The sequence below is a fragment of the Pseudomonas sp. G166 genome, assembly GCF_037027455.2.
Taxonomy (GTDB): domain Bacteria; phylum Pseudomonadota; class Gammaproteobacteria; order Pseudomonadales; family Pseudomonadaceae; genus Aquipseudomonas.
Window position 1 is genome coordinate 3859031 of sequence record NZ_CP146985.1, and the last position, 18905, is coordinate 3877935.

The 18905-nt window shown below is 63.6% G+C and carries 15 protein-coding genes; all 15 read left to right on the top strand.

Features of this window, described 5'->3' with window-relative positions; translation table 11 throughout:
* The first annotated feature begins 156 nt into the window (after nucleotides 1-156).
* The gene (locus tag SGN16_RS16635) at nucleotides 157-510 is read left to right on the top strand and encodes a hypothetical protein (protein ID WP_335945758.1); all 354 of its coding nucleotides are present in this window, start codon (nucleotides 157-159) and stop codon (nucleotides 508-510) included.
* Nucleotides 511-708: 198 nt separating this feature from the next.
* A complete protein-coding gene (locus SGN16_RS16640) occupies nucleotides 709-1734 on the top strand; it encodes a LacI family DNA-binding transcriptional regulator (RefSeq protein WP_281728915.1) in 1026 nt (341 codons plus the stop codon).
* A gap of 158 nt (nucleotides 1735-1892) precedes the next feature.
* Nucleotides 1893-2675, top strand: a complete 783-nt coding sequence (locus tag SGN16_RS16645; protein WP_335945759.1) for an AP endonuclease — start codon at nucleotides 1893-1895, stop codon at nucleotides 2673-2675.
* Nucleotides 2668-3648 carry a sugar kinase gene (locus SGN16_RS16650; RefSeq protein ID WP_335945760.1) on the top strand — a complete coding sequence of 327 codons (981 nt, stop codon included), beginning with the start codon at nucleotides 2668-2670 and terminating at the stop codon, nucleotides 3646-3648. The genes SGN16_RS16645 and SGN16_RS16650 overlap by 8 nt, the downstream gene beginning before the upstream one ends.
* 86 nt (nucleotides 3649-3734) lie before the next feature.
* On the top strand, nucleotides 3735-5033 hold the full coding sequence (locus tag SGN16_RS16655; protein ID WP_210639115.1) for an MFS transporter: 1299 nt from the start codon (nucleotides 3735-3737) through the stop codon (nucleotides 5031-5033).
* A gap of 14 nt (nucleotides 5034-5047) precedes the next feature.
* Nucleotides 5048-6025, top strand: coding sequence for a D-glycerate dehydrogenase (locus tag SGN16_RS16660; RefSeq protein WP_335945761.1), 978 nt, complete (start codon nucleotides 5048-5050; stop codon nucleotides 6023-6025).
* Nucleotides 6026-6407: 382 nt separating this feature from the next.
* Nucleotides 6408-7367, top strand: a complete 960-nt coding sequence (locus SGN16_RS16665; protein WP_025213310.1) for a MoxR family ATPase — start codon at nucleotides 6408-6410, stop codon at nucleotides 7365-7367.
* Between the two features lie 9 nt (nucleotides 7368-7376).
* Complete coding sequence (locus SGN16_RS16670) at nucleotides 7377-8321, top strand: DUF58 domain-containing protein (RefSeq protein WP_210639117.1); 945 nt, start codon at nucleotides 7377-7379, stop codon at nucleotides 8319-8321.
* The gene (locus tag SGN16_RS16675; protein ID WP_335945762.1) at nucleotides 8318-8812 is read left to right on the top strand and encodes a DUF4381 domain-containing protein; all 495 of its coding nucleotides are present in this window, start codon (nucleotides 8318-8320) and stop codon (nucleotides 8810-8812) included. The genes SGN16_RS16670 and SGN16_RS16675 overlap by 4 nt, the downstream gene beginning before the upstream one ends.
* Nucleotides 8805-9884, top strand: a complete 1080-nt coding sequence (locus SGN16_RS16680) for a VWA domain-containing protein (RefSeq protein ID WP_210639119.1) — start codon at nucleotides 8805-8807, stop codon at nucleotides 9882-9884. The genes SGN16_RS16675 and SGN16_RS16680 overlap by 8 nt, the downstream gene beginning before the upstream one ends.
* Nucleotides 9881-11617 (top strand): tetratricopeptide repeat protein, encoded by a 1737-nt coding sequence (locus SGN16_RS16685; protein WP_335945763.1) that lies wholly within the window; start codon nucleotides 9881-9883, stop codon nucleotides 11615-11617. Before SGN16_RS16680 ends, SGN16_RS16685 begins: the two co-directional genes overlap by 4 nt.
* Nucleotides 11614-13251: a BatD family protein gene (locus tag SGN16_RS16690; RefSeq protein WP_335945764.1), complete on the top strand. Its 1638-nt coding sequence runs from the start codon at nucleotides 11614-11616 to the stop codon at nucleotides 13249-13251. The genes SGN16_RS16685 and SGN16_RS16690 overlap by 4 nt, the downstream gene beginning before the upstream one ends.
* Nucleotides 13252-13421: 170 nt before the next feature.
* Entirely contained in the window at nucleotides 13422-14666 is a 1245-nt protein-coding gene (locus tag SGN16_RS16695; RefSeq protein ID WP_335945765.1) for an exonuclease SbcCD subunit D C-terminal domain-containing protein, read from the top strand.
* Complete coding sequence (locus SGN16_RS16700) at nucleotides 14663-18304, top strand: AAA family ATPase (RefSeq protein ID WP_335945766.1); 3642 nt, start codon at nucleotides 14663-14665, stop codon at nucleotides 18302-18304. Before SGN16_RS16695 ends, SGN16_RS16700 begins: the two co-directional genes overlap by 4 nt.
* Nucleotides 18301-18903, top strand: coding sequence for a glutathione S-transferase (locus SGN16_RS16705; protein WP_335945767.1), 603 nt, complete (start codon nucleotides 18301-18303; stop codon nucleotides 18901-18903). Before SGN16_RS16700 ends, SGN16_RS16705 begins: the two co-directional genes overlap by 4 nt.
* Nucleotides 18904-18905 lie beyond the last annotated feature (2 nt).

The window sequence follows — 18905 nt, forward strand, 5'->3', positions numbered from 1 at the left end:
AAACCGGTCCGCGTTCCTCGAACAACCCTAGCAGCCCAGGGGCCAAACGACACCTTGGCAGCGCGAAATCGCAGCCGGATTGCGGTAATCCAGCGCAAAGTCTTCCAGGCTGGCAAAATCCACTTTTTTCGGCTCATCGAGCCAGGAGCCATCACCATGCAAATGACCACCGCCCAACTGATCGCCAACCCGTGCGACGACGAAGAAGACAACATGGCCATGCTCTGCTGCCACAGCACCCAGGGCGAAATGTTCCTGATGACCCGCTACCCCGACGAAGACGAACTGGAAATCGCCCTCGATGGCGAGCCTTCGACGCTCGATGGGGTCAAGGTCACGCTTAGCCCTACTCGCTTGCTGATTGAAATTGCCGCAGCCGACGCCGATGCGCTCAATGGCGACGAGGTGCTGGACATCACCCATGACACCGACGCGGCGGACCTGGCGGAAGTGGAGCTGACGTTGCAGAACATTCTCAAGGGGACGGGCACCTACATCCGCCAACTGTGAAATCCGGACACGACCACTCTCCCTCGCCACAGACGCCACTCGGGTCGCCGCATTTGTCCAAGCGGCGGAACGTCACCCAGGGGTGAACCACCGTCGGTCGCTCTCGCGTCGCGACGCCCTTGACGAAGGACCGGATTCTGATGTTTCCTGAAACCGGTTTCAGAACCGCTAATAAATCCAATAAGCAGGTTTCTATCCGTGAACTCTTTCTCCGCCGCCCAGCGCAGCCGCGTGACCATGCTTGATGTCGCCGAACGCGCAGGGGTTTCCAAGGCCAGCGTCTCGCGTTTCATTGGCGAGGACCGCGCCCTGCTCTCCGAAGCCATCGCCCGGCGCATCGAGCAGGCGATCAGCGAGCTGGGCTACCGCCCGAATCAGATGGCCCGTGGTCTCAAGCGCGGCCGCACACGCCTGATCGGCATGCTGGTGGCCGATATCCGCAACCCTTATTCAATTGCCGTGATGCATGGCGTGGAAACCGCCTGCCGGCGTCATGGCTACAGCCTGGTGGTGTGCAACACCGACCGCGATGACGAGCAGGAACGCCAGCACCTGGCGTTGTTGCGCGCCTACAACATCGAAGGGCTGATCGTGAATACCCTCGGCCACCATCGGGACGAACTGCTCGAGCTGCGCAGTGAAATGCCTCTAGTGCTGGTGGATCGCAAGGTCGACCAGCTCGAAAGCGACCTGGTCGGACTGGACAACCCCGCAGCCGTCGAGATGGCGCTGGAGCACCTTGAACAACGAGGCTACCGCGACCTGCTCCTGGTGACTGAGCCATTCGACGGCACCAGCTCGCGGATCGAGCGGGTCGACAGTTTCAAGGCGGGCATCGAGCGGCGCCCTGCCCTGACCGGTGTCGTGGTGGAAATCGGCGATCAGTTGGCCGCGGACATCAAGACCTTCCTTGCCCAACCCGGCCATGGCCCCAAGGCGCTGTTCTGCGCCAACGGCATTGCCGCCCTGGCCGCCACTCGCGTGTTGCGCGAACTGGGTTGTCACTTGTTCGACGACGTCGGCCTGATCGCCCTCGACGACCTGGATTGGTACCCGCTGGTGGGCAGCGGCATCACCGCCCTGGCCCAACCGACGGCCGAGATCGGCGCCAGTGCGTTCGAGTGTTTGCTCAAGCGCCTGCGCGGCGATAACGGGCCGGCGCGAACCCAGGATTTTGCGGCGCGGTTGATTGAGCGTGGGTCGACGCGGGGAGATTTTCGGTAATCGGGCCGGCCCCTTCGCGAGCAAGCCCGCTCGCACACTGGGATCTGCGTCGCACTGAAGATCCCTGTAGGAGCGAGCTTGCTCGCGATGAGGCCCTGAAGCACACCCCATAAATTTTTTTGAACAAAACTGAAACCGGTTTCAGAGGTGCAACAACAATGAATAAACCACCCGTTTCCATCAGCCTCTCCAGCTACGGCGCCGACCTGGTGCGACAAAGAGGCCAAGGCAGTTTCACCGATCTGCTGGCTGCGGCCGGTGCTTCACGGATCGAATGGCGTGAAGAATTGCTGACCACCGAACAGCCGGCTGAATTGGCCGCAGGCGCCCAGGCCCAAGGCCTGCAGAGTATTTTTTCGTCACCACTCGAACTGTGGCTGGCCGGCCAGCCCAGGCCCAATCCGGCCCTGGCGCTGGCCTTGCAGCGTGCCGAGGCCTTCGGCTCGACATGGCTGAAAGTCTCCCTTGGTCATTTCACCGATTCCCATGATCTGTCGGCCCTGGCAGATATGCTCGCCGCCAGCCCGGTGCAGTTGCTGGTGGAAAACGACCAAACCTTGCAAGGCGGACGGATCGAACCGTTGCGTCGCTTCTTCGCCGTAGCCGAGCAGCAAGGGTTGCCCATCGGCATGACCTTCGACATTGGCAACTGGCAATGGCAGGACCAATCGGCTGTCGTGGCGGCCCGGCAGCTCGGTCGGCATGTGGCGTATGTGCATTGCAAGGCAGTGGCCCGACGCGCCGACGGCAAACTGCTTGCCGTGCCTCCGACCATGGCGGACCTGCATCTGTGGGAGCAACTGCTCAAGCAGATGCCGGCCGGCGTGATGCGCGCCGCCGAGTACCCACTACAAGGCGGCGACCTGCTGCAATTGACCACTGAACATGTCGCCACCTTGTCCAGCCTCGGGCAATCACGTCGGGAGCCTGCCCATGTCTGAATTCGATGTGTTGTCGTTCGGCGAAACCATGGCGATGCTGGTGGCCGACCAGAAGGGTGACCTGGCCAGCGTCAACCAGTTTCACAAACGCATCGCCGGGGCCGACAGCAATGTGGCCATTGGTCTGTCGCGGCTGGGCTTCAACGTGGCGTGGCTGAGCCGGGTCGGCGCCGACTCCCTGGGGCGCTTCATCGTGCAGACGCTGGAGAACGAAGGCCTGGATTGTCGCCACGTGGCGATCGATCCGGCACGCCCCACCGGATTTCAGTTCAAGTCCCGTTCCGACGATGGCAACGATCCGCAAGTCGAGTACTTCCGTCGCAGCTCGGCGGCCAGTCACCTGTCGCTCGACTCCATCACGCCACCGCTGCTCGGCGCCCGCCACTTGCACGCCACCGGCATTGTGCCAGCGCTGTCGGTCAGCGCCCGTGAGATGTCGTTCGAGTTGATGACCCGCATGCGCGAAACCGGCCGCAGCCTGTCGTTCGACCCCAACCTGCGGCCGAGCCTGTGGGCCAGTGAGTCGATGATGATTCGCGAAATCAATCGCCTCGCCGCCCTCGCCCACTGGGTCTTGCCGGGGCTCAGTGAAGGTCGCTTGTTGAGCGGTTTCGACGACCCGGCCGACATCGCCGCATTCTACCTGGACCAAGGCGCCGAAATCGTCGTGATCAAGCTCGGCGCGGACGGCGCCTATTACCGGACGCCGCAGGACCAGGGCGTTGTCGCCGGCGTGCCGGTGACCCACGTGGTGGACACCGTGGGCGCAGGTGATGGCTTCGCCGTCGGCCTGATCAGTGCGTTGCTCGAAGGCCACGCCATCACCGCAGCCGTGCAACGCGCCAACTGGATTGGCAGCCGCGCGGTGCAGAGCCGTGGAGACATGGAAGGGTTGCCGACTCGCGTTGAGTTGGTGGCTGAATTTGAAACCGCGAATCGTGAGCAGGCTCGCTCCCACAGGGGTTTGCGCTGACCCAGTGGGAGCGAGCCTGCTCGCGATAGAGGCCACCAAAAAACACACCTGCTGCAACAAAAACAACAAGCTCAGGAGTCACAGACATGCAAACGCTCAACCTCGCCACCCGTCGCTGGTGGTACATCATGCCCATCGTGTTCATCACCTACAGCCTGGCCTACCTGGACCGGGCCAACTATGGATTTGCCGCTGCCTCGGGCATGGCCAAGGACCTGATGATCACGCCGGGGCTCTCGTCATTGCTCGGTGCGCTGTTTTTCCTCGGTTACTTTTTCTTCCAGGTGCCGGGGGCGATCTACGCGCAAAAACACAGTGTGAAGAAGCTGATCTTCGTCAGCCTGATCCTCTGGGGCTCGCTGGCGACGCTGACAGGCGTGGTCTCCAATGCGTACTGGCTGATCGTGATCCGCTTCATGCTCGGCGTGGTCGAAGCCGCCGTGATGCCGGCCATGCTGGTGTATCTGTGCCACTGGTTCACCCGGGCCGAACGCTCGCGCGCCAATACCTTCCTGATCCTCGGCAACCCGGTGACCATGCTGTGGATGTCGGTGGTGTCGGGTTACCTGGTGCAACAATTCGACTGGCGCTGGATGTTCATCATCGAAGGCCTGCCGGCGGTGCTCTGGGCCTTTATCTGGTGGCGCCTGGCCGATGATCGTCCGGCCCAGGCCAAGTGGCTCAGCGATCAGGAAAAACACGACCTGGAAAGCGCACTGGCGGCCGAACAGGTTGGTATCAAGGCGGTGAAGAACTATGCCGAGGCCTTCCGCTCGCCCAAGGTGATCATCCTGGCGCTGCAGTTTTTCTGCTGGAGCATCGGGGTCTACGGGTTCGTGCTGTGGTTGCCGTCCATCCTCAAGGCTGGCCTGCAAATGAGCATGGTCGAGGCCGGGTGGCTGTCGTCGTTGCCTTACCTGGCGGCGGTGGTCGGCATGCTGGTGGTGTCCTGGGCGTCGGACAAGGCGCAAAAACGCAAGCGTTTTGTCTGGCCGCCGTTGCTGATCGCCTCCGTCGCGTTCTACGCCTCCTACCTTCTTGGGGCCGAGCATTTCTGGTGGTCCTACAGCTTGCTGGTGGTCGCCGGCGCCTGCATGTACGCCCCGTACGGACCGTTTTTTGCCATCGTTCCAGAAATCCTTCCGGCCAACGTCGCCGGCGGCGCCATGGCGCTGATCAACAGCATGGGCGCGCTGGGTTCGTTCGGCGGCTCATACCTGGTGGGTTACCTCAACGGCTCCACCGGCTCCCCGGGCATGTCGTTTTTGCTGATGAGCGGCGCGTTGCTGCTGTCGGTGGTACTGACCCTTGCCCTCAAGCCCGGCGCCAGTGACCGGAGCGTATCCAAAACCGCGAAGCCGCAACCGGCGCCCGCCCATTCCTGAATCGAGACCTATCCATGAAAAAGCACGTGGTGTTGTACAAAGCGCTGTCAGCGCAATTGATGGACCGCCTGCAAGCGCAGGCCCAAGTCACCCTCATCGAACGCCTCGATGCACAGGGCCTGGCCCGACTGCGCGACGCCTTGCCAGGCGCCCATGGCCTGCTGGGTGCCAGCCTCAAGCTGGATGCGCCGCTCCTGGACTTGGCGCCGAATCTGCAAGCCATCGCCAGCGTCTCGGTGGGGGTCGACAACTACGACATCGATTACCTGACCGAACGCCGGATCCTGCTCAGCAACACCCCCGACGTGCTGACCGAGACCACCGCAGACACCGGCTTCGCCCTGATCCTGGCGACAGCTCGACGCGTGGTGGAACTGGCCAATCTGGTCCGCTCGGGCCAGTGGCAACAGAGCATCGGCCCCAAGCATTTTGGCAGCGACGTCCACGGCAAGACCCTGGGCATCATCGGCATGGGCCGCATCGGCGAAGCCCTGGCCCAGCGCGGACACTTCGGCTTCGGCATGCCGGTGCTCTACCACAGCCATTCGCCCAAGCCCGCGGTCGAGCAACGCTTCGGCGCGCGCTACTGCAGCCTCGAAACGCTGTTGCAGCAGGCGGACTTCATTTGCCTGACCTTGCCCTTGACCGCCGAGACCCAAGGGCTGATCGGGGCACAAGCGTTTGCACGGATGCGCCCTGAGAGCATCTTCATCAATATCTCCCGGGGCAAGGTGGTGGATGAAGGCGCGCTGATCGACGCCCTGCGCAACGGACAGATCCGTGGCGCGGGACTGGATGTGTTCGAACGCGAACCCGTGAGCGCGGACTCGCCGTTGTTGCAAATGGATAACGTGGTGGCAACGCCGCACATGGGCTCGGCCACCCACGAGACACGGGAGGCGATGGCGCGTTGTGCGGTGGATAATCTGTTGGCGGCATTGACGGGGGAGCGGCCGGTTAATCTGGTGAATGCGGGGGCGTGGAAGGGTTGAGTCATTCGCCGCCAATTCCTGTAGGAGCCGAGTTCGCTCGCGATAGCGGTCTGTCTGAGACGATGCGGCTGGATGTGCCGGCCTCTTCGCGAGCAGGCTCGCTCCCACAATGGATCTGTGGCAATCCTTGATCCTGCGCCCGCCGCCAATCACTCTATGGGAGCGGGCTTGCCCGCGAAGGCGTAGTGTCAGGCAATCTTTTCATCGACTGGAACACCGCTTTCGCGAGCAAGCCCGCTCCCACAATGAATCCAAACCGATCACAAATCCGCACACCAAACAAAATCCCGTTAGTCGCCACCCCCCGCCATGCATTAAAGTAACGCCCCCAGCCCCGGCGTTATCCGAACGCCTGGGCCACCCTTTCCAGGAACAGTCACCGATGGAACATCGTGAAGCGCTGCTGGCGCTGCGAACCTTTCTTTCAACGCAGATTCTCGGCCAGGAAAAACTCATCGAGCGCCTGCTCATCGCCCTGCTCGCCGATGGCCACATGTTGGTGGAAGGCGCGCCGGGGCTGGCCAAGACCAAGGCCATCAAAGAGTTGGCCGAGGGCATCGAAGCGCAATTCCATCGTATCCAGTTCACCCCCGACCTGTTGCCCGCCGACATCACCGGCACGGAAATCTATCGCCCGGAAACCGGTAGTTTCGTGTTCCAGCAAGGGCCGATCTTCCACAACCTGGTGCTGGCGGACGAAATCAACCGTGCCCCGGCCAAGGTCCAGTCGGCCTTGCTCGAAGCCATGGCCGAGCGACAGGTCAGCGTCGGGCGCAGTACCTATGAACTGTCACCGCTGTTCCTGGTAATGGCCACGCAGAACCCTATCGAGCAGGAAGGCACGTACCCGCTGCCCGAAGCCCAGCTCGACCGCTTCCTGATGCACGTCAAGATCGGCTTCCCGGACGCCGCAGTGGAGCGCCGCATCCTGCAACAGGCCCGGGGTGAAGCGCTGAACGGCGAAACCAAGCCCGAGCGCCGCGTCAGTCAGCAGGCGATTTTTTCCGCGCGCAAGGAAATCCTCGGCTTGTACATGGCCGATGCGGTGGAGGAATACCTGGTGCAACTGGTCATGGCCACCCGCACACCGGCCAAGTTCGACCCGGAGATGGCCGAGTGGATCGCCTATGGCGCCAGCCCACGGGGCTCCATCGCCCTGGACCGCTGTGCCCGGGCCCACGCCTGGTTGGCCGGACGCGACTTCGTCAGCCCGGAAGACATCCAGGCCGTGCTGTTCGACGTACTGCGCCATCGCATCATCCTGTCGTTCGAAGCCGAAGCCGCCGGTATCGACCAGGACCGGGTTGTGCAGCGGATTCTCGACGTCGTCGCTGTCGCTTGAGCATGAACCATGAATAACCCACTGGCGCCCGCACCGGGCATCCGCGTCAGCCTTTCGGAGCTGATCGAGATGCGCCATCGCGTGCGTGAAGTGCAGTTGTTCTCGACACCCGGCCAGCGCAGCCCGTTGATCGGCCTGCACCATTCCAAGCTGCGCGGGCGCGGGGTGGATTTCGATCAGGTGCGGGTCTATCAGGCCGGCGATGATGTGCGCACCATTGACTGGCGCGTTACCGCGCGCACCCAGGAGCCGCATACCAAGCTGTTCCACGAAGAACGGGAGCGGCCGATTTTCATCATGATCGAGCAAAGCCACCGCTTGTTCTTCGGTTCCGGGCTGATGTTCAAGTCGGTGCTCGCCGCCCAGGCCGCCAGCCTGATCGGCTGGGCCGCTCTGGGGCACAATGACCGGGTCGGCGGGCTGGTGTTCGGCGACAACACTCATTACGAGGTCAAGCCCCGGCGCAGCAAACAGAGCCTTCTGCAACTGCTCAACCGCCTGGTGCGGGTCAATCAGTCGCTGCACACCGAAGGCGAGCCGGACCGCGACTCGTTTGGCATTGCCCTGCGTCGAGCCCGGGAAGTGCTGCGGCCCGGCAGCCTGGTGATCGTGATTTGCGACGAACGCGCCCTGTCCGACAGTGCCGAGCAACAACTGAGCCTGCTGTCGCGCCATTGCGACCTGTTGCTGCTGCCATTGTCAGACCCACTGGATCACGCCCTGCCCGCCGCTGGCCTGCTGCGTTTCGCCCAACGCGGTTCACAGTTGGAGCTCGACACCCTGAACTTCGAATTGCGCCAGGCCTATCGCGCCCAGGCCGAGGCGCGCCAGGAGCGCTGGGAAATACTGGCGCAGAAGCTGCGGATCCTGATGATGCCCTTGAGTACCCAGGGCGACATGGTCGAGCAACTGCGCGAATACCTGAACCCCAAGCGGGCCGGGAAAAGTCGATGAGCAACCTGGATCAATTGCAGCCGCTGATGGCACCGCCCCCTATCGGTTTCTGGCCCCCTGCACCGGGCTGGTGGTTACTGCTGCTGTTGATCCCGTTGCTGGGCCTGGGCCTGTGGCAGTTGCGTCGGTTCATTCCCGTCAAGCGCACCGTTGCCCGTGCCGAACAACCGCTGGACCCGGTGCGCCTGGCCGCCCTGGCCGAACTCGCCCTGCTCCCCAAACCCTACGATGGGGCGCCGGCCGGGGCTTGGTTGCAACAGCTCAACGGGCTGCTCAAGCGCCTGTGCCGCAACCACTACCCCTACAGCCAGAGCCACACCCTCAACGGGCGTAAATGGCTGGCCTTCCTGGACAACCGCTGCCCGGCAGCCGGCCTGACCCGTTGGATGGTGCTGGTGGAAGGGGCCTACAAGCCCGAATGCAAACTCGATGACAAGGCCATCGCCGGCCTGACCCAAGCGGTCGAGATCTGGATTCGCAAACATGTTTGAATTCGCCTGGCCGTGGATTTTCGCCCTGTTGCCGCTGCCCTGGCTGATGCGCCTGGTATTGCCGGCGGCCGACAGCGGCGAGCCGGCGCTCAAGGTCAGTTTCCTGGGCGACCTCGAAGGCCTGGTGGGACGTCGAGCCCGGGCCAATCTGCCGACCTGGCGCCAGCAGGCGCCCTTCATCCTGCTCTGGTTGCTGTTGCTGATGGCCGCTGCACGTCCTCAATGGTTGGGCGAGCCGTTGCCGATTGCCGCCAGCGGTCGTGACCTGCTGGTGGCGGTGGATGTCTCGGGGTCCATGGATTTCCCCGACATGCAGTGGAAGGACGAAGAGGTCAGTCGCCTGGCGCTGGTCCAGCACATGCTGGGGGATTTTCTCGAGCGTCGCGAAGGTGACCGGGTCGGCCTGATCCTGTTCGGCAGCCAGGCCTATCTGCAGGCGCCACTGACCTTCGATCGTCGCACCGTGCGGCGCTGGCTCGACGAAGCGCGCATCGGCATCGCCGGCAAAAACACCGCCATCGGCGACGCCATCGGCCTGGCCCTCAAGCGTCTGCGCCAACGTCCGGCCCACAGCCGCGTGCTGATCCTGATCACCGACGGTGCCAACAATGGCGGTGAAATCGACCCGCTGACCGCCGCGCGACTGGCCGCCGACGAAGGCGTGAAAATCTACCCGATCGGCATCGGCGCCGACCCGGAACAAAGCGGCACGACGGGCTTGCTCGGCGTCAACCCGAGCCTGGACCTGGACGAGCCGACACTCAAGGACATCGCCCAGGTCACCGGCGGCCAGTATTTTCGTGCCCAGGATGGTGAACAACTGCTGGCGATCAAGACCACCCTCGACCAGCTAGAACCGGTGACCCAGCAACCGACCCAAGCCCGCCCTGCCCAGGCGCTTTACCACTGGCCCCTGGCCCTGGCGTTACTGTTGAGCGTGCTGCTGGTGGCGCGGGGACACTGGCCGGACAATCCGTTGCAGCGCCTGTTCAACCGCCCGTTGTTCCAGACCAGCCAACATGCCGAATGGCGTCAGCGGCTCAAGCGCCTGCGCTTGCGGAGGCGTCGATGATCGCCCTCTGGCCACACTGGCTACGCCCTTGGTTCGTGTTGCTGCTGCCGTTGCTGGGCTGGTTGCTCTGGCAACTGTGGCATCGGCAGAAACGCGTCGGTCGCTGGCAAATGATCTTGCCTCCAGCCTTTCATGCCGTACTGCTCAGTGGCGGCAATGGCCGTGAAAGCCGGCTGCCGTGGATTGCCCTGGGCCTGGGCTGGCTGCTGATCGTGCTGGCGTTGCTAGGGCCAAGCTGGGCGCGGGTCGAACAGACCAGTCAGAAACCCGCCGACCCACTGGTGGTGGTGCTGGAGCTGACCCCGGAGATGCTCGCCACCGACGTCCCGCCCACGCGTCTGGAACAGGCACGGCGCAAGGTCCTGGACTTGTTGCACAACCGCAGCGACGCCCAGACCGCGATCATCGTCTATGCCGGCAGCGCCCACACGCTGGTGCCACTGTCCGATGACCTGTCCACCAGCGCCAACCTGCTCGAAGCCCTCGCGCCGTCGATCATGCCGCAAAGCGGCCATCGCGCCGACCTGGCAGTCCATAAGGCCCTGGCCCTGCTGGACCAGGGCGAGCTCGGCCAAGGCCGGATCCTGCTGATCGGCTCGTCGCTGAACGAGCAGGAACGCCAAGGCATTCGCCAGGCCCTGGACGGTTCCGCTACACAATGGCTGATGCTGGGCATCGGCACCCGGGAAGGTGCACCGGTGGCCCAAGAGGATGGCAGTTATCTCAAGGATGCCCAGGGCGCAATTCTGTTGCCGCGCCTGGACAACCCGGGGCTCAAGGCGTTCGCCAATGAGTTGGATGGCCGTTACCGTCCGGCACGCCTGGACGACAGCGACCTGCGAGGCCTGGGCCTGCTGGACGGCCCTCGCCATCTGCGCAGCGACGGTCAGACCTTGCGCCTGGACACCTGGGCCGATCAAGGCTATTGGCTGCTCCTGCCACTGCTACTGCTGGCCGCCTGCGCCGGGCGCCGAGGCTGGTTATTTTGCCTGCCGCTGCTGTTTATGCTGCCGCAAACCGGGCATGCCTTCGAACTCCAGGACCTGTGGTTGCGTCCTGACCAACAGGGCCAGCACCTGCTCAAGCAGAAACGCCCGGCCGAGGCTGCCGAGCACTTCGAGGACCGACAATGGCAAGGCGTTGCCCTGTACGAAGCCGGCAACTACAGCGAAGCCGCCCGGCGCTTTGCCGAGGGTACCGACGCCCGCGCCCACTACAATCGTGGCAACGCCCTGGCCCGGAGCGGCGAACTGGAAGCCGCGCTGGACGCCTATGAGCAGGCTCTGGAGTTGCAACCGGACCTGCGCCCCGCCCAGACCAACAAGGCACTGGTGGAAAGCTTGTTGAAAGAGCAAGCCCCGCCAGCGGAAGAGCCCAAGCCTAGCGAAAGCGAAGAGCCGGGGCCTGCCGAGCAAGCGCCGGATGCCGATACCGCCACCCAGTCTTCGGAACCAGGGCAACCCTCCTCCGAAACATCAGCGACGCCGGACGAATCCCAGACTCCCCGGGCCGCACAACCGCCTGCGGCCCAGGATGTACCGGGCAGTGAACTGCCCGATGAGCAAACCACCACCCCGCCACTGCGTCCCGCCGCAGGGCAGCGCAATGAAGAAGAACAGCGCCAGGCACTGGAACAATGGCTGCGCCAGATCCCGGATAACCCAGGGGAACTGCTCAGGCGTAAATTCTGGTATGAACAGCAAAGCCATCAGGCCCAGGGAAAAACCCAATGACCCGCTTCACCGCCTACCTCCTCGCGTTGCTGCTCTGGGCCTCTGGAACCCAGGCTGCAGAGCTGACTGCCAGTGTGGATCGCAGCCGCCTGAACTCCGGGGAAACGGTGGAACTGACCCTGGAATCCAATGACGCCACCCTGTTCGGCAAGCCGGACCTCGGCCCGCTCCAAGCGCTGTTCGATGTACGCGGCACCCGCCAGGTCAACCAACTGACCACCCTCGACGGCGAGAACCGCGCCACCACCCGCTGGATCGTGACCCTGCTGCCGCGCCAGAGCGGCACGGTGATCATTCCCCCTCTGCAACTGGGCGAAGTGACTAGCCAGCCAATCACCTTGCAAGTGATCGAAAGCGAAACCCGCAGTGCCTCCGGCACCCTGGCGCCGGTGTTCATCGAGGCCAGCCTCGACCAGACCCAGGTGTATGTACAGGCCCAGGCGATCCTGACCCTGCGCATCTACCATTCCGTGTCGCTGTATGACGACAGCAGCCTGACGCCGCTGCACATCCCCGACGCTCGCACCGAACAACTCGGCGAATCGCGCACCTATGAAAAAGTCATCAACGATGTACGCCACGGCGTAATTGAACTGCGCTACGGCATCTACCCGCAGCGCAGCGGCGAACTGACGATTCCGGCCCAGACCTTCAGCGCCACCCTGGTCGAGCCAGTGGCCCAGGACGCAGCGCCCTCGGGGCCCAAGCCCGGCCAATTGATGCACGTCAGTTCCGAGCAGCTGCAGCTGACCGTCAACCCCAAGCCGGCCAGCTACCCGGCCGATGTGCCCTGGTTGCCGGCCCGCAGCCTGTCCCTGAGTGAGAGCTGGAGCCCGGAACCGACCCACAGCCAGGTGGGCGACTCCCTGACCCGCAGTCTGACCTTGGAAGCCGAAGGCCTGGCCAGCGCCCAGATACCTCCCCTGCCGGCCACCGAGATCAATGGCCTGCGGCGCTATCCGGACCAGCCGGTACTCAGCAGCCGCAGCAGTGAACGCGGGCTGGTGGGTAGTCGCGAAGACCGTGAGGCGCTGGTGCCCAACCGCAGCGGCACCATCGAGCTGCCGCCAGTGGAAGTGGTCTGGTGGAACACCCTGGAAAACCACCTGGACCGCACCAGCCTGCCGGCGCGGACCCTGCAAGTAGCGAACAATCCAAGCCTGATGGTGGATACACCGGCGGGCACGGCGCAGGTCGTGACGACCGTCGACAGCGACACCCTGTGGTATTGGCAACTGAGCAGCGTGATCCTGGCCTGTACGACCCTGCTCGGCTTCGGTCTGTGGTGGCGTGCCCGCTGGCAACCGGCGATCCTGCGCTCGACCCAGACCGGACCAAGCCCACGCACCCTGCTGGATGATCTCAAGCGTACCTGCCTGGCCAACGACCCTCACGCAACCCGCCAGGCCCTCGACGCCTGGGCCCGCCAGCAACCGGAAACCCTGGCCGACATGGCGGCGCGCTTCGTGCCGCTGTCCGACGCCCTCGACGGTCTCAACGGCGCACTCTACAGCGAGACTGGCCAGCTCTGGCAAGGCGAAGACCTGTGGCGGGCCATCCGCACCATTCCCACCGCAGACCGCTCCCAGGGCCCGCTGGGCGACAGTGGGCTACCACCGCTTTACCCCAAATAACTCTTTTTGCGGCAGAGCTTTCTGTGGCGAGGGGACTTATCCCTCGCCACAGGGACTGGTACCAGCTCAGCCGAAGAAGTTGCACGGGTCCTCTCTCCTGTTTCCCAGTAAACTCTGCTCTTTTAGCCGCCCATCTTCCCGCGGCCATCATCTGTTTTCTGGAGTTCACCTTGCGTCTGTTTCACACCTCCGACTGGCACCTGGGACAAAACCTGCATGGCCAGGAGCGCGATTTCGAACACGCCTGTTTCCTCGAATGGCTGCTGCGCCAGCTGAGCAGCGAAAAACCCGACGTGCTGCTGATCGCCGGGGACATCTTCGACACCGTCAACCCGCCGGTCAAAGCCCAGGAGCGGCTGTACGATTTCATCGTCAGCGCCCATGAACAAAACGCCAACCTGACCATCGTGATGATCGCCGGCAACCACGACTCCGGCTCGCGGATCGAGCTGCCGGCGCCGTTGATGCGACGTTTGCGCACCCATGCTTTGGGCCGGGTGTTGTGGCTGGACGACGGCCAATTGGACGTCGAACGCCTACTGCTGCCATTGCCCGACGCCAAGGGCAAGGTCAAGGCGTGGTGCCTGGCCCTGCCGTTCCTGCGCCCCGCCGAAGTCACCGGCGCGCAATTGGGCGATGATTACCTGCGCGGTATCGGCCAGGTCCATGAATGGCTGATCGCCGCGGCCAATAGCAAACGCAAGAAAGGCCAGGCGCTGATCGCCATCAGCCACGCGCACATGGCCGGCGGTTCGGTCTCCGAAGATTCCGAGCGCAGCCTGATCATCGGCAACGCCGAAGCCCTGCCCGCCAGCCTGTTTGGCCCGAGCATCAGCTACGTCGCCCTCGGCCACCTGCACAAACCGCAGAAGGTCAACGGCGAAGAGCGCATCCGCTACAGCGGCTCGCCGATCCCGCTGTCATTCTCGGAGATCGGCTATCAGCATCAGATCCTCGATATCACCCTGGACGGCGAAGCCCTGATCAAGGTCGAACCACGACTGATTCCCCGCGCCGTCAACCTGCAACGCCTGGGCCCGGCGCCGCTGGCCGATATCCTGATACAACTCAAAGACCTGCCGGACATCGACCTGTTGGCCGATGTCCAGCGCCAACCCTGGCTGGAGGTCCGGGTGCGCCTCGACGAGCCGCAGCCAGATTTGCGCCATCAAGTGGAAACCGCTCTGCAAGGCAAAGCCGTGCGCCTGGTACGGATCGCCGCCGAATATGCTGGCAATGGTGGCAACGCCAGTGCCGACGACGGCCCAGCGCTGATCGAACTGGATCAACTCAGCCCGCAGGAACTGTTCAGCCGTGCCTGGCAGGACACCTACGGCAACGAGGTGGACGAACAGACCCTCAAGGATTTCGCCGTGCTGTTGCAAGACGTGCAGATGGAGAGCGAGCAGCCATGAAGATTCTCGCGATCCGCCTCAAGAACCTCGCCTCCCTGGCCGGGCCTTTCGACATCGATTTCACTGCCGAACCCTTGGCCAGCGCCGGCCTGTTTGCCATCACCGGCCCCACGGGCGCCGGCAAGAGCACGCTGCTCGACGCCTTGTGCCTGGCGTTGTTCGGCGCCGTGCCGCGCCTCAACAACACCGGGCGTGACGCCAAGGTCCCAGACGCCGACGGCGAAATCGCCACGGGCGACCCGCGCACACTGTTGCGCCGTGGTACCGGCGATGGCTATGCAGAAGTGGATTTTCGCGGCATCGACGGGCGCCGCTATCGCGCCCGCTGGGAAGCCAATCGCGCCAGGGAAAAGGCCGGTGGCAAGCTGCAAGCCAGCCGCCAGAGCCTGCGGGACCTGGACAACGATCAACTGCTGGCGAGCCAGAAAGGCGAATACAAGGCCCAGCTCGAAGCCGCCCTGGGCCTGAACTTCGAACAGTTCACCCGCGCCGTGCTGCTGGCCCAGAGCGAGTTCAGCGCGTTTCTCAAGGCCGATGACAACGACCGCAGCGAACTGCTGGAAAAACTCACCGACACCGCCCTGTACACCCGCCTCGGTCGCCGCGCCTTCGACAAGGCCAAACAAGCCAAGGAAACCCACAAGCAATTGCAGGACCAGGCCACCGGCGTCACCCCGCTGGCACCCGAGGCCAGGGCCGAGCTGGACCAGCGCTTCAACGACGCCCAGCAGCAACTCAAGACCCAACAGGCACAACTCAAGCAGTTGGAGCTGCAACACACCTGGCTCAAGGACTTGCGCCAGTTGCAGGACGAACAGACCAGCGCCGCCGAACAGCTGCAACAGGCCCAAGCCGATTGGGACGCCCTGGCCGACGAGCGCCTGAAACTGACGCGCCTGGAACAACTGGCACCGCAGCGGCATCAGTTCATTCGCCAGACGGAACTGACCCGCCAACTCGAACCGTTAGCGGTACAGATCCAGCACCTCGCCCAGCAGCAGGTCGACCTGCATGCACAACAGACCGCGCTGGAAAACGGCCTGGGCGATGCGCAACGGGCACTGGCCGCAGCCCGCCAACACAGCGCCGAGAGCGCACCGCTGCTGCGCCAGGCCTTCGACGAGCAAAATACCCTCGCCCGCCTCGCCATGGACGTCAGCCAGGGCGCCGAGCGCCAGGAACAGGCGCAACAGGCTTGCAGCGAAGGTCAACGCACGATTGACAGCCTGCTTGAACAGCAAAGGCTGGTGGCCGAGCGCTTGCAGCGAATCGCCGATGCGCTTGAACACAGCGCGCAGCTTGCGCCCCTGAGCGATGCCTGGAATGCCTATCGCGATCGCCTCCAACAGTTGATGCTGATTGGCAATCGCTTGAACAAGGGCCAGGCCGAACTCGCCACACTGGAGCAAAGCGCCGCGCGCGCCATCGAGGAGCTGGCGAACCAGCGACAGAACCTTGAAGTGCTCTACAAAGAAGCCGGTGCCGAACCGGACGCGGTGGCCGAACAGATTCAGTTGCTTGGCAACCTGTTGCAAGACAACCGCAAGCAATTACGTGCCTTCGAAGACCTGACCCGGCTGTGGGCCAGCCAGCAGGAACTGGACAAACGTGGCGGCGATCTGGAACAACGCCAACAACGGGCGTTGCAGGAACGTGACCGGCTGGTGCGTGAAGGCGGCGAAGCCAAGGCCGAACTGGCGATTGCCGAACAGGCCCTGGCCGTCACCCGCGGACTGCTGGAGCGTCAGCGCCTGGCCCGCAGCGAAAGCGTCGAGCAACTGCGCACGCAGTTGCAGGACGACCAGCCGTGCCCGGTGTGTGGCAGCGTCGAGCATCCGTACCATCAGCCCGAGGCCCTGCTGCAAAGCCTCGGGCGCCATGATGAAAGCGAAGAGGCCAACGCCCGCAAAGCCGTCGACCTGCTCAATGAAAAAGTCATCGACCTGCGAGCCCAATACAGTGGCGTCATCGCTCAGCTCAAGGAACTCAAACAACAGCAGGAACAACTCGCCACCCAGCAACAGAGCCTGGCACCCAGCCTTGCAGCCCACCCGCTGTCAGCACAACTGCTGGCCCAGGACTCGAACAAACGCGACGCCTGGCTGGCGCAGCAGAACAGCCAACTGCATCAACACATCAGCCAGGACGAACAACGGCAAAACGCACTGCTGACCCTGCAACAGGACGCCGCGCGCCTGACGCAGCAACTGCGCAATGCCGAAACGGCGAGCCAGCAGGCAGCCCAGCAGTTGAGCAGCCAGCAGCAGGAACTGGCCCATGATCGCCAGCGCCTGGATGAGGAGTTGAGTCACTTCAGCGCCTTGTTGCCAGCAGACACCCTGCAGGCCTTGCGCAGCGAGCCCGCCGCGACCTTCATGCAGCTCGACCAGCAGATATCCCAGCGCCTGGAGCAATTGGAACAGCAGCGTGACGAACTCGGCGAACAGCTCCAGCGCCAGCAAACCCTGGAGAAGGAACAGGACCGCCAGCAGACGCGTGTGCAGCAATTGGAATCGGCGCAGCAGCAATTCAAGGCCCTGACCGAACAACAGCAAGCGTGCCAGGAAAAACTCACGTACCTGCTGGGCACGCACACCAGCGCCGAACAATGGCAGCAACAGATCGACCAAGCCCTGGAACAGGCTCGCAATGCCGAAGCAGGAGCCAATCAACACCTGCAGGAACTGCGCAATAACCTGGTGCAGTTGGCCGCCGAACTCAAGGCCCGACAGGAACAGGCGCAATCCCTGGACAGCGAACTTCAAGCGCTGGCGGCCGCCATCGCGCAATGGCGCACCACACATCCTGAATTGGACGACGCCTCCCTCGAAGCCCTGCTCAGCCTCGACGAACAGCACGTCAGCCAATTGCGCCAGCACCTGCTCAACAGCGAAAAGGCCATCGAACAGGCCCGCGTGCTGCTGATCGAACGCGAGCAACGCCTGCAAAACCACCAGGCCCAGCACAATGGCAACCTGGCGCCCGAACAGTTGGCCGAAGCCCTCACCGAGCTACAAGCCCAGTTCGCCGCCAGTGAACAGCATTGCGCCGAGTTGCGCGCCGAACAGGCCGAGGACCAGCGCCGACAGAACGCCAATCAGGCCCTGGCCCAGCAGATCGAGCAGGCCTACACCGAGTACCAACGCTGGGCACGCCTGGATGCGTTGATCGGTTCGGCCACCGGCGACCGTTTCCGCAAACTGGCCCAGGCGTACAACCTCGATTTGCTGGTGCACCACGCCAACACCCAATTGCGGCAACTGGTTCGTCGCTACCGGCTCAAGCGCGGCGGCAGCATGCTCGGGCTGCTGGTGATGGACACGGAAATGGGCGATGAACTGCGCTCGGTGCATTCATTGTCCGGCGGCGAGACTTTCCTCGTCTCCCTCGCCCTGGCCTTGGGCCTTGCCTCGATGGCGTCCAGCACGCTGAAGATCGAGTCGCTGTTCATCGACGAAGGCTTTGGCAGCCTCGATCCCGAATCCCTGCAACTGGCGATGGATGCCCTCGACGGGTTGCAGGCTCAGGGGCGCAAGGTCGCGGTGATTTCCCACGTGCAGGAAATGCATGAGCGGATCCCGGTACAGATCCAGGTCCGGCGTCAGGGCAACGGCTTGAGCACGGTGGAGGTGAAATGAGCCACGCCACGCTCTATTCCTTTCGCCGCTGCCCCTACGCGATGCGGGCGCGCATGGCGTTGCGCTACAGCGCGGTGCAGCTTGCGATTATCGAAGTCAGCCTGAAGGCCAAGCCGGCCGAGATGCTTGTGCTGTCCAGCAAGGGCACGGTGCCGGTACTGCAGGTCGATCGCCGGGTGATCGATGAAAGCCTGGAAATCATGCGCTGGGCCTTGGCGCAGCAGGACCCGGAAAACTGGAGATTGCTCGGCGACCCTGAAGGCCAGGCGTTGACGGCAGCGTTGATCGAGGAAAACGACCAGGTCTTCAAGCTGCATCTGAACCGCTACAAGTACCCTGAGCGCCATCCCGAACGAGCGATGGAGCACTATCGGGCCGAGGGCGAGGTTTTTCTGCGCAGGCTGGAAGCATTGCTTGAAAGCCGGCCATTCCTGGCAGCGGATCACCAGAGCCTGGCCGACGTGGCACTGATGCCGTTCGTGCGCCAGTTCGCCCATGTCGACCGTGAGTGGTTTGCCCAGGCGCCCTACCCGCGGCTACAGGATTGGTTACATCGGTTCCTGGAGTCCGAGCTGTTCGTGGCGATCATGGCCAAGTAACT

Excerpts from the sequence above, each read along its gene's own strand:
- SGN16_RS16690 (WP_335945764.1), top strand. The coding sequence starts at position 11,614 with ATGACCCGCTTCACCGCCTACCTCCTCGCGTTGCTGCTCTGGGCCTCT.
- SGN16_RS16675 (WP_335945762.1), top strand. The coding sequence starts at position 8,318 with ATGAGCAACCTGGATCAATTGCAGCCGCTGATGGCACCGCCCCCTATC.
- SGN16_RS16665 (WP_025213310.1), top strand. The coding sequence starts at position 6,408 with ATGGAACATCGTGAAGCGCTGCTGGCGCTGCGAACCTTTCTTTCAACG.
- SGN16_RS16635 (WP_335945758.1), top strand. The coding sequence starts at position 157 with ATGCAAATGACCACCGCCCAACTGATCGCCAACCCGTGCGACGACGAA.
- SGN16_RS16650 (WP_335945760.1), top strand. The coding sequence starts at position 2,668 with ATGTCTGAATTCGATGTGTTGTCGTTCGGCGAAACCATGGCGATGCTG.
- SGN16_RS16660 (WP_335945761.1), top strand. The coding sequence starts at position 5,048 with ATGAAAAAGCACGTGGTGTTGTACAAAGCGCTGTCAGCGCAATTGATG.
- SGN16_RS16655 (WP_210639115.1), top strand. The coding sequence starts at position 3,735 with ATGCAAACGCTCAACCTCGCCACCCGTCGCTGGTGGTACATCATGCCC.
- SGN16_RS16685 (WP_335945763.1), top strand. The coding sequence starts at position 9,881 with ATGATCGCCCTCTGGCCACACTGGCTACGCCCTTGGTTCGTGTTGCTG.
- SGN16_RS16705 (WP_335945767.1), top strand. The coding sequence starts at position 18,301 with ATGAGCCACGCCACGCTCTATTCCTTTCGCCGCTGCCCCTACGCGATG.
- SGN16_RS16645 (WP_335945759.1), top strand. The coding sequence starts at position 1,893 with ATGAATAAACCACCCGTTTCCATCAGCCTCTCCAGCTACGGCGCCGAC.
- SGN16_RS16700 (WP_335945766.1), top strand. The coding sequence starts at position 14,663 with ATGAAGATTCTCGCGATCCGCCTCAAGAACCTCGCCTCCCTGGCCGGG.
- SGN16_RS16680 (WP_210639119.1), top strand. The coding sequence starts at position 8,805 with ATGTTTGAATTCGCCTGGCCGTGGATTTTCGCCCTGTTGCCGCTGCCC.
- SGN16_RS16670 (WP_210639117.1), top strand. The coding sequence starts at position 7,377 with ATGAATAACCCACTGGCGCCCGCACCGGGCATCCGCGTCAGCCTTTCG.